Origin of the sequence: Nocardioides sp. NPDC057577, assembly GCF_042801335.1 — a bacterium.
Classification (GTDB): Bacteria; Actinomycetota; Actinomycetes; order Propionibacteriales; family Nocardioidaceae; genus Nocardioides.
This window is the reverse complement of record NZ_JBHVGB010000208.1, coordinates 1-9716: the sequence shown is the minus strand read 5'-3', so window position 1 is coordinate 9716 and position 9716 is coordinate 1. Positions and strand designations below refer to the sequence as shown.

The window sequence follows — 9716 nt, the reverse complement described above, 5'->3', positions numbered from 1 at the left end:
CCCGCGAAGCCTAGCGGCGCGGGTGGGCGTCGGGAGCAGGGTCAGCCGACGGAGGGCTTGGCGTCGGCGGTGACCTCGACGCCCTCGGCGAACTCGACGAGCTGCTCGTCGGTGAGGTGGATGGTGTTCCACATCTGGATGACGACGGTGAGGTCGCGGTAGGCGTACTTGAGCATCGTGGCGCCGTCGGGGGTGGTGACGAGAGTGGCGGGCCGGCCGCCGACGGTGGTGTCGGTGCCACCCTCGACGTCCGCCGGGGTCGACTCGAGGGTCACCACGATCTTGTCCTGGAAGTCGCTGATGGACGACTTGTCGTCGGGGCGGGCGACGGCGAGGACGTAGTGGTCGGATCCTTGCAGCACGAACCCCTCGGGCACCTTCGCCACGGTGTAGCCGGGCATCTGGGTCCCGTCGTAGTCGACGAGGCGTACGTTGTCGGCAGCCTGGACCGTCGGCGTGCCCCCGTTGTCGGAGGTCAGCGCGATCCCGCCGAAAGCGCCGCCGACGGCGAGGGTCAGGGCGGCCGCGCCGAGAGCGCCGCGCTTGATCCGGCGCCGGGAGAGCGCCTGGTGGCCGCGGCGGAGGTCGACGGCGGCATCCTCGGTCGGGGCGGCCGGGGACGGGGTCAGGCGGGCGAGGCGGTCGATCACGTCGTTCATCGGGAGTCTCCTGTCAGTTGGGTGGGGGTGAGCAGCGCCCGGAGCTTGTCCAGGCCGCGAGCGGTCTGGGACTTCACGGTTCCGGTCGAGCAGCTGAGCGCGTCGGCGACCTCGTCGACCGAGAGGTCGTGGACGTGCCGGAGCACGACGGCGGCGCGCTGCCGCGGTGGGAGCTCCGCCAGTGCGGCGACGAGCTCGGGATCGACCATCGCCGGGTCCTCGACCGGAGCCTCGGGCAGCGAGACCGCGCCCTGCTCCCGCCGGAAGAACGGGCGCCTGCGGTGGTCGATCAAGCAGTTGACCAGGGTGCGGCGAGCGTACGCAGCGGGCTGCTGCGACGCTCGTCCCCAGGCCAGATAGACCTTGACCAGCGTCGTCTGGACCAGGTCTTCGGCCAAGTGGGCGTCGCCGGCGGTCAGCAGCCGGGCAGTGCCGACGAGCGGCGCGCGGTGGCGGCGTACGAAGGCCTCGAATTCGGCGTCTTGGGAACGTCTCACGCACTGTCAACGGTTCAGGGGCGTCGCGGGGTTGCACGGGCGCCGCTTTCACCATCCGAATCGAATGGGTCACGCGCGATCCTGCGGATTAGGCTCATCCCATGACGACCAACAGCCCTGCCCAGACCGCGATCCAGGAGATCACGGGGCACGAGGCGTGGGCGATCATCCGCCGCTCTTCGCGGGCGGGTGACCGGGACACGGTCGGCATGCTGGCAGGCACCCGGTCCGTGGTCGAGTCGCTGCTCGACGTACCTCTCGAGGAGGGCACCCCGGAGCCGGGGAAGGTGGCCGACCGACTGCTCGCGGTGCCGTTCCGGCAGGTGAGCGAGCGGGGCTTCGAGGCCCACGACGACGGCACCCCGCTGGTGGTCGTCGACGTGGAGCGGGAGTGGGAGTTCTCCGTCGCCGAGGTGATCGAGGCGCTTCCCGACGTCCCCGTGGAGTTCGTGGACCGGGGCGGGTTCGACGTCGACGACGACACCTATGCCGACCTGGTCAAGACCGTCATCGAGGACGAGATCGGCCAGGGCGAGGGCGCCAACTTCGTGATCGGCCGCCACTACCGGGCCCAGCTCTCCGACTGGAACCACGAGCGCGCGCTCACGATCCTGCGTCGTCTCCTCGAGCGCGAGCGCGGGGCGTACTGGACCTACTGCTTCTTCACCGGCGACCGCTACCTCATCGGCGCCTCGCCGGAGCGGCACGTGAGCGTCCACGGCGGCGACGTCCGGATGAACCCGATCTCCGGCACGTTCCGGCTGCCGCGCGATCTCGAGGGAACGCCGGAGAAGATCGCCCACGACCTCAAGGGGCAGCTGACCGACTTCCTGGCGGATCAGAAGGAGGTCTACGAGCTGTTCATGGTGGTCGACGAGGAGCTCAAGATGATGTGCGACATCTGCGACCAGGGCGGCCAGGTGCTCGGGCCGTTCCTGAAGCCGATGTCGCGGCTGATCCACACCGAGTACCTCCTCGCCGGTCGCTCGGCCCGCGACCCGCGCGAGATCCTGCGCGACACGATGTACGCCGCCACGGTCACCGGCTCGCCGGTGGAGAACGCGTGCCGCCTGATCAAGAAGTACGAGCCGGAGGGCCGTGGCTACTACGGCGCCGCCCTCGCGCTGCTCGGTCGTGACGAGTCCGGCGCGCCGACGGTCGATTCGCCGATTGTGATCCGCACCGCCGACGTGTCGCTGAGCGGCGAGCTCAAGGTGAGTGCTGGGGCGACCCTGGTGCGCGACTCCGACCCCGTCTACGAGGTCGCGGAGACGCACGCCAAGGCCGGCGGGATCCTGTCGGCCTTCGGGCTGGTGCCGGCCGCGCCTGCTTTGGCACAGGATGTGTCCGAGCTGGTCAACGACGAGGACCTGCTGCTGACCCTGGCCGCCCGCAACCGCCGGCTGTCGTCGTTCTGGCTCACCGACCAGGCCGACGAGGAGCCCTCGGCCCACCTCGCCGGCAAGCACGCGGTGATCCTGGACGGCGAGGACGACTTCGTACGCATGCTGCGCCACGTCCTGCGGGTGCTCGGGATGACCTCGTCGGTGGTCCGGCACGAGGACTACGCCGATGGTGCCTTCGAGGGTGCTGATCTGGTGATCGTCGGGCCCGGGCCGGGCGACCCGCGCGACGGCTCCGACCCGAAGATGGCCAAGCTGCGTGCGGCCGTCGCGTCGCTGCTCGAGACCGAGCAGCCGTTCCTGGCGGTCTGCCTCGGCCACCAGGCGCTGTGCCACCAGCTCGGAATCGGGCTGCACTACAAGGACATCGTCTTCCAGGGCACCCAGACCCGCGTCGGTCTCGGGTTCGGTGGACGGCCGCGCCGCGAGCGGGTCGGTTTCTACAACACCTTCGTCGGCCGGGTGGGATCCACCGAGCTGCCAACGGGGGTGTCGGTGGATGCCGATCCCGAGACGGGTGACATCCACGCCATCTCCGGGCCCCACTACGCCGGCATCCAGTTCCACGCGGAGTCGGTCCTCACCGAGCGCGGCTACGACCTCATCCACGACGTCGTCAGCGACCTGCTCGCACAATGAGCGCGCGGGTGGTGGTGGTCGATCACCACGACTCCTACGTGTGGAGCCTCGTCCACATGATCGCGCAGGTCAGCGGGGTCCTTCCGGACGTGGTGGAGCACGACGAGGTGAAGCTCGGTGACCTCGCCGGTTACACCCACGTGGTGCTCTCGCCCGGGCCCGGCCACCCTGCCGACCCGGCGGACTTCGCGGTCGGGCGGGACGTACTCCTGGACGCGGGGCGGCCCGTCCTCGGGGTCTGCCTGGGCATGCAGGGGCTGGTGACCGCCTACGGCGGCGTCGTCGACCGGATCGAGCCGGCACACGGAGAGGTCGCCCAGGTGACGCACGACGCGCGGGGAGTCTTCGCGGGCATCCCGTCGCCGCTCGAGGCGGTCCGCTACCACTCGCTCGCGGCCGTCTCGATCCCCGATGTCCTGGAGGTGACGGCCCGTTCCGAGGACGGGGTCGTGATGGGCGTACGTCATCGTGAGCTGCCGCTCGAGGGCGTCCAGTTCCACCCCGAGTCGGTGCTCTCCCAGCACGGGGCGGCGATGGTCGCGAACTTCTTGGGTCGACCGCCGGAGTCACGATGAGCGTCGAGGACCTCTTCGCGGAGGTCGCCGTCGCCCACCCCCGCTGCGTCTGGCTCGACGGTGGCGGCGCCCGCGAGTGGTCGGGCACCCGGTCCCTGATCGGCTGGCTGGAGGACGACGACGTCTCGCTGACCTACTCCGCCGCGCGCCGCGAGGTGCTACGTCACGCCGGCGGCCGGTCCGCGGTGGTCGGCGACGACATCTGGCGGGTCCTGGAAAGCGAGGTCGGCCCGGGGGAGCAGTGGTTCGGCTACCTCGGCTACGCCTGCCGCGCGGACCTCCCCGCGACCCCGTCGGCGGACGTACCTGACGCCGTATGGATGCGGCCTTCGCATGTGCGGCTGTTCGACCATGTCGGGGTAGTCCGGGAGCGAACTGCCCATATACCCGCCAGTAATAGGCAGTTCGCTACCGGACTACCCCGACGCTCCGCCTACGCCGCCGCCTTCGACGAGGTCCAGGAGGCACTCCGGGCCGGCGACACCTACGAGGCCAACCTGACCTACCGCACCACGGTCCACGCCGAGGCCGACCCGGTGGAGACCTATCTGCGGCTCCGGAGCATCAACCCCGCTCCGTACGCAGGTTTCCTCCAGCACGACGTCGCGAACCATCGAGCGTGGCTGCTGAGCTCGAGCCCCGAGCGATATGCGCTCATCGACGAGGACCGCACGATCGAGACGAGGCCGATCAAGGGCACGACCCCACGTGGCGCCACCGCACAGGAGGATGCCGCCAACGCGGAGCTGCTGCGGACCGATCCGAAGCTCCGTAGCGAGAACCTGATGATCACCGACCTGCTCCGCAACGACCTGGCGATGGTCTGCGAGCCGGGGACGGTGGAGGTGCCCGGGCTGATGCAGGTGGAGTCCTACGAGACCGTGCACCAGCTGGTCACGACCGTCAGGGGCCGGCTCAGCGAAGAGATCACCACGATCGAGGCGCTGCGCAGGCTCTTCCCGGCGGGCTCGATGACCGGTGCGCCCAAGCTGCGCACGATGGAGGTCATCGAGCGCGCCGAGCGCGAGCTGGGTGGCCCGAGGGCGGCGTACGCAGGTGCTTTCGGCTGGATCTCCGGTGACGGGCCGGCCGATCTCGGCGTCATCATCCGCACGCTGACGACCCACGACACCCACACCTGGCAGATCGGCACGGGAGGCGGGATCACGGTCAGATCCGACGTCGCCGAGGAGGCAGCGGAGGCACGCTTGAAGGCCGACCGGGTGCGCGCTTCCCTCGGCAGATGATCAAACGGGTGAAAAGACGGCGACACGTTGAGACGGCGGCCGTTGTCTATTGGATCGTTCATAAAACGAGGACTACCGTGGACTCATCATGGCGACCATCGATGACAAAGCCCTGCCACATGTGATCGTGCTCTTCGGTGCGACGGGTGATCTGGCGCGCCGCAAACTCCTTCCTGGCCTGCTCAGACTCAACGAGGCCGGGCTGATGACGGATGCCCAGATCGTCGGCACATCGCTGGAGGATCTCTCCGACGAGCAGTTCATCGAGTTCGCTCGCGAGGCGTGCGAGGAGTTCGGCAAGGGCGACATCACCGACGAGCGCTGGGCGGCGTTCGGGGGGATGCTCTCCTACGTCTCGACCAAGGAGGGTCCGCACGCGCTCGCCGACGCGGTGAAGCTCGCCGAGAAGAAGCTCCAGGGGCTCGGCAGCGATGTGCGCCGCCTCCACTACCTCAGCGTGCCGCCGAAGGCCGCTCAGGACGTGATCCGTCAGCTCGAGGAGGCCGACCTCGTCGAGCGCGCTCGGATCATCATGGAGAAGCCCTTCGGCACCGACCTCGAGTCGGCGAAGGAGCTCAACGCGAAGATCCACGAGGTCTTCTCCGAGGAGCAGATCTTCCGGATCGACCACTTTCTCGGCAAGGAGGCCGCGCAGAACATCCTGGCCTTCCGCTTCGCCAACGGACTCTTCGAGCCGATCTGGAACCGCAACTTCATCGACCATGTCCAGATCGACATCCCCGAGACGCTGGGCCTGGAGGGACGCACCGCGTTCTACGAGAGCACCGGCGCCTACCGCGACATGGTCGTGACCCACCTGATGCAGGTGCTGGCGTTCATGGCGATGGAGCCGCCGACCTCGCTGGCCCCCGACCCGATCGGCGAGGAGAAGAACAAGGTCTTCCGGTCGATCCGGCCGCTGGACCCGCGCAACGTGGTGCGTGGTCAATACTCCGGCTACCGCGGCAAGAACGAGGTCGCCGACGACTCCGACACCGAGACCTTCATCGCGATGAAGGTGATCATCGACAACTGGCGATGGGCGGGCGTGCCGTTCTTCCTGCGCACCGGGAAGAAGCTGGCCGAGGGTGCGCGGATCATCTCGATCGCGTTCAAGGAGCCGCCGCTGACGATGTTCCCGGCCAACTCCGGCGCCGGCACCCAGGGCCCCGACCACCTCACCTTCGACCTCGCCGACCAGTCGAAGATGTCGCTGTCGTTCTACGGCAAGCGCCCCGGGCCCGGCATGAAGCTGGAGAAGCTCTCCATGCAGTTCGCCACCCAGGAGACGAGCTCCTCGACGGGCGTCCTCGAGGCGTACGAACGCCTCATCCACGACGCCATGCGTGGCGACCACACGCTCTTCACCACCGCCGAGGGCATCGAGACGCTCTGGGAGATCTCCCAGCCGCTGCTCGACAACCCTCCGCCGGTGCGCCTCTACGCCCCCGGCTCCTGGGGCCCCAACTCTATCCACCAGCTGATCGCCCCCCACGCTTGGCGCCTCCCCTTCGAGCGCTCCTGGCGCGAGACGAAGAAGCACTAGCCGAGAAGTCGCCAGCGTCGGCCGAAGCGTCGCTCCGGTCGGCCGAGTTGGCATGCGTACGCCATCTCGACCGACGCGCGTGACGCCTCGGCCGACGGGGCGGACGCCTCGGCTACGGGGCGTTGGCGCTCAGCTGCTCGAGAAGGGCTTGGGCGGCGCGGTCCATGGCGTCGCCGTCGTAGGGCTCCAGGTCGACGGAGTTGAAGCTCTGGATCAGGGTGCCGTTCTGGACGAAGCCGGTGACGGCGTACGAGTTGACGCCCTGCTGCTTGACCAGCCGGGCGTCCTCGGCGCCCTTGACCTCGGGCTCGCTGACGTCCCCGGACTTCACGTCCATGGTCTTCCACGCTTCCGCGAGGGTGCCGTCGAAGGGCAGGTAGTTCAGCTCGTACGCGGTCCCGCCCGACTCCTCGGGAAGCAATGCGCAGCGGGGTGCCGCCGAGGTGCCCTTCTCGACGCGGAGCTGGGCGCCGAGGGCCTTCTCGACGGGGGTGATGTCGAGCCCGTCGCACGGGTTGAACGTCTCCTTGGAGGCATCGCCCGAGGCTGACGCGGAGGCCGCCGGCTCGGCGGGCTCCTCGGCTCCGCAGGCAGCGAGGGAGAGCAGCGCCAGCAGAGCGGGCGCGAGGACGGCGTACTTCAAGAGTTCAACCCTCAATCGTTCAACACAGTCGTGGCCGTTTCGGTCGGCCGGGGAGAGGTCGAGCCGGGCAGTCGCATGGTCATTCGTGCGCCACCGTGCGGGGAACGGGCTGCGGAGACCGATCCGCCGGTGCGCTCGGCGACCTGCCGGACGATAGCGAGCCCGAGCCCGGAACCGGGCATCGAACGGGCCTCGGTAGAGCGGTAGAACCGGTCGAAGACGTAGGGGAGGTCGTCCTCGGCGATGCCCGGACCCTCGTCGTCGACGTTGAGCACCCCATCGTGGAGCGAGACGTGCACCGTGCCCGACTCGGGCGACCACTTGGCGGCGTTGTCGAGCAGGTTGGTGACCGCACGCTCCAACGAGCTGGCGTCGCCCAGGACCCACCACGGCGCCATCTCCTCGGTGAAGGTCACCGACGGTGCGCGCAGACGCACCCGGGAGATCGCCCGATCCACCACCTCGGAGACATCCACCGTCTCCAGCGTCGGCTCGGCCGGGGCATCGCGGGCCAGCTCGACGAGATCGCCGATCAGGTTGGTGAGCTCCTCGATCTGGGCCCGGATGTCGCCCAGCAGGTCGGCCCGCTGCTCACCTGAGATCGAGGCGTCGGCCTGGGTGAGCAGCTCGACGTTGGTGCGGAGCGAGGTCAGCGGCGTACGCAACTCGTGCGACGCGTCCGCCACCAGCTGCCGCTGCCGGTCCTGGGAGGCCGAGACCGCTGAGAGCAACCGGTTGAACGACGTCGCCAGCCGGGCGATCTCGTCGTCGCCCTCGACCGGCAGGGGGGTGAGGTCCTCGGTGGTCGCGATCCGGTCGACCGACGCGGTCAGTCGTCGCACCGGCCGCAGCCCGCCCGTTGCGACGACCCACCCTGCGAACGCCGCCGCGACGACGCCAGCAGCGCCGAACAAGAGCACGACGAGCCCGAGCCGCTTGTACATCTCCTGCTGCGGCTCGAGCGACTGCGCCAGCATCAGCGCGGTATCGCTGCCGGAGATCGGCACGGTCACGACCCGGAAGGTCCCGTCCTCCGTCACGATGGTGCGCACCACCGTCGACACATCCCGCGTGGCGACCTTCACCTCGGGTGCGCCGGGCCGCGGAAAGCTCTCCTTCGTCGGCGACCAGTAGTCGTGGTCGCTCACCTCTGCGACCTGGATGTCGCCAGCGTTGAGAACCCAGGTCGGGACGGTCTCCCCGGTGCGGGTGTTGCGGATCAGCAACGGGCTCTCAGCCGCGGCCGTCGCCCGGCTCAGCAGCGACTCGTCCATGTTGGCCTGCAGCTGGATGCGTACGACGAAGTAGAGACCCACCGCGATCAGCGCGATCGACCCGGCGACCGCGAGGGTCGTCAGCAGGGTGACCCGGCCCGCCAAAGAGCCGCGGTAGCGCGAGCTGGTTGCCGGCGTGGTCACGGCGCTGCTCACGGCTCCTTCACGACGTAGCCGATGCGGTGCGTCGTATGGATCAGCCGCGGTTCGCTCTCGCCCCCGGTCCTGCTGCGAAAGTAGCGGGCGTGGTCATCCAGCGCGTTGCCGATGGTGAGGAACTCGTACCCACGCATCTCCGCGCGGATGAATGGCCGGTCCAGTACGCGGCAGGATCGCTGCACCAAAACCTTCTCCCGGCGCGGCGATGTGCACACGGCCTTAACGTCATTGACGACCGGCACGCGCGACTTCCCGCTCAGGGCGGCAGGCATGTTCACATCTCTAGCCTGCCACCTCTCGCTGAGTCGTCGCTGAGAGCAAACTGGCGTTTCTGTAAAGCGCGCTCCTTTGCGGACCGTCGAAACCAACAGCACGACGGTCAGTCCAACACGCGCCCGGTGTTCGCGAGACCGAGGCCTCTCCGAGCAATGAGGATCGTGCCGCGCTGACGATTCCCGGCATCAGGAGGCTCCGCATCAGAAGATGATGTCGGTCAGCGGCACACGATCACGTCCTAGACCTCCACAGGCAGCGGCGATTTTCAAAAGCGGTGTCGAGCACGACGTCTCTGGGTAAAGTCCGCTGACGCAACTATCGAAACCACTCGGAGGGTCTGATGCGAAAACTTCTAACCGGCCTGCTGGCCGCGGTCACGCTGAGTGCAGGACTCGTAGTTGGTAGCGCCGGGGTGGCGCAGGCAATACCTTCGCCATGCCTGTCCGAAAAGGTTAGTACGAGTACCGTCCGAGCCCAATGTTCCGGCGGCACGGGTGAGTGGCGGCTAGTCATTACCTGCAGCAATGGAATCTATGCAGCTTCGGGGTGGTGGCGCCCGTCGTACACATGGCGTTCGACTTACTGTCTCTCAGGTGCCAGGGCTACCTCGTGGAAGATTGAGCGACGCGGTTGATGCTTTGCCGCATTCCATGACCCGTTTCAAACGGGCTTGCGGGAGGTGGGGGCCCCGGCGGGGGCGCCCCCCCGGCAACCGAGCGGCCCCCGGGGGGTGGGCCGGGGGGATTTAGTGTGGTGGGGTGCCGGGACCCCGCGGGGCCAGCGCACCGCGCCATAACG

General features: G+C 68.6%; 9 protein-coding genes. 4 read left to right on the top strand and 5 right to left on the bottom strand.

Annotated features, from left to right (window positions below; translation table 11 throughout):
* Positions 1 to 41 precede the first annotated feature (41 nt).
* Both ACFU7D_RS26430 and ACFU7D_RS26425 read right to left on the bottom strand, forming a co-directional pair.
* Positions 42 to 659 (bottom strand): hypothetical protein, encoded by a 618-nt coding sequence (locus ACFU7D_RS26430; protein WP_378872998.1) that lies wholly within the window; start codon positions 657 to 659, stop codon positions 42 to 44.
* Positions 656 to 1156: a SigE family RNA polymerase sigma factor gene (locus tag ACFU7D_RS26425; RefSeq protein WP_378872996.1), complete on the bottom strand. Its 501-nt coding sequence runs from the start codon at positions 1154 to 1156 to the stop codon at positions 656 to 658. The genes ACFU7D_RS26430 and ACFU7D_RS26425 overlap by 4 nt, the downstream gene beginning before the upstream one ends.
* A 101-nt stretch (positions 1157 to 1257) precedes the next feature.
* Here ACFU7D_RS26425 and ACFU7D_RS26420 point away from each other — a divergent pair, with 101 nt between their 5' ends.
* From ACFU7D_RS26420 to zwf, 4 genes are all read left to right on the top strand, one after another.
* Positions 1258 to 3198 (top strand): anthranilate synthase family protein, encoded by a 1941-nt coding sequence (locus ACFU7D_RS26420; RefSeq protein WP_378872994.1) that lies wholly within the window; start codon positions 1258 to 1260, stop codon positions 3196 to 3198.
* On the top strand, positions 3195 to 3773 hold the full coding sequence (locus ACFU7D_RS26415; protein ID WP_378872992.1) for an anthranilate synthase component II: 579 nt from the start codon (positions 3195 to 3197) through the stop codon (positions 3771 to 3773). The genes ACFU7D_RS26420 and ACFU7D_RS26415 overlap by 4 nt, the downstream gene beginning before the upstream one ends.
* The gene (locus tag ACFU7D_RS26410) at positions 3770 to 5020 is read left to right on the top strand and encodes an anthranilate synthase component I family protein (RefSeq protein ID WP_378872990.1); all 1251 of its coding nucleotides are present in this window, start codon (positions 3770 to 3772) and stop codon (positions 5018 to 5020) included. Before ACFU7D_RS26415 ends, ACFU7D_RS26410 begins: the two co-directional genes overlap by 4 nt.
* An 88-nt stretch (positions 5021 to 5108) precedes the next feature.
* A complete protein-coding gene (gene zwf, locus ACFU7D_RS26405; protein WP_160025843.1) occupies positions 5109 to 6566 on the top strand; it encodes a glucose-6-phosphate dehydrogenase in 1458 nt (485 codons plus the stop codon).
* Positions 6567 to 6678: 112 nt separating this feature from the next.
* Here zwf and ACFU7D_RS26400 read toward each other — a convergent pair whose 3' ends face one another.
* From ACFU7D_RS26400 to ACFU7D_RS26390, 3 genes are read right to left on the bottom strand one after another with little or no spacing between them, the layout of a single operon-like run.
* On the bottom strand, positions 6679 to 7209 hold the full coding sequence (locus ACFU7D_RS26400; RefSeq protein WP_378872988.1) for a hypothetical protein: 531 nt from the start codon (positions 7207 to 7209) through the stop codon (positions 6679 to 6681).
* Between the two features lie 11 nt (positions 7210 to 7220).
* Positions 7221 to 8639: a sensor histidine kinase gene (locus ACFU7D_RS26395; protein ID WP_378872986.1), complete on the bottom strand. Its 1419-nt coding sequence runs from the start codon at positions 8637 to 8639 to the stop codon at positions 7221 to 7223.
* Positions 8636 to 8914, bottom strand: coding sequence for a helix-turn-helix domain-containing protein (locus tag ACFU7D_RS26390; protein WP_378872984.1), 279 nt, complete (start codon positions 8912 to 8914; stop codon positions 8636 to 8638). The genes ACFU7D_RS26395 and ACFU7D_RS26390 overlap by 4 nt, the downstream gene beginning before the upstream one ends.
* Positions 8915 to 9716 lie beyond the last annotated feature (802 nt).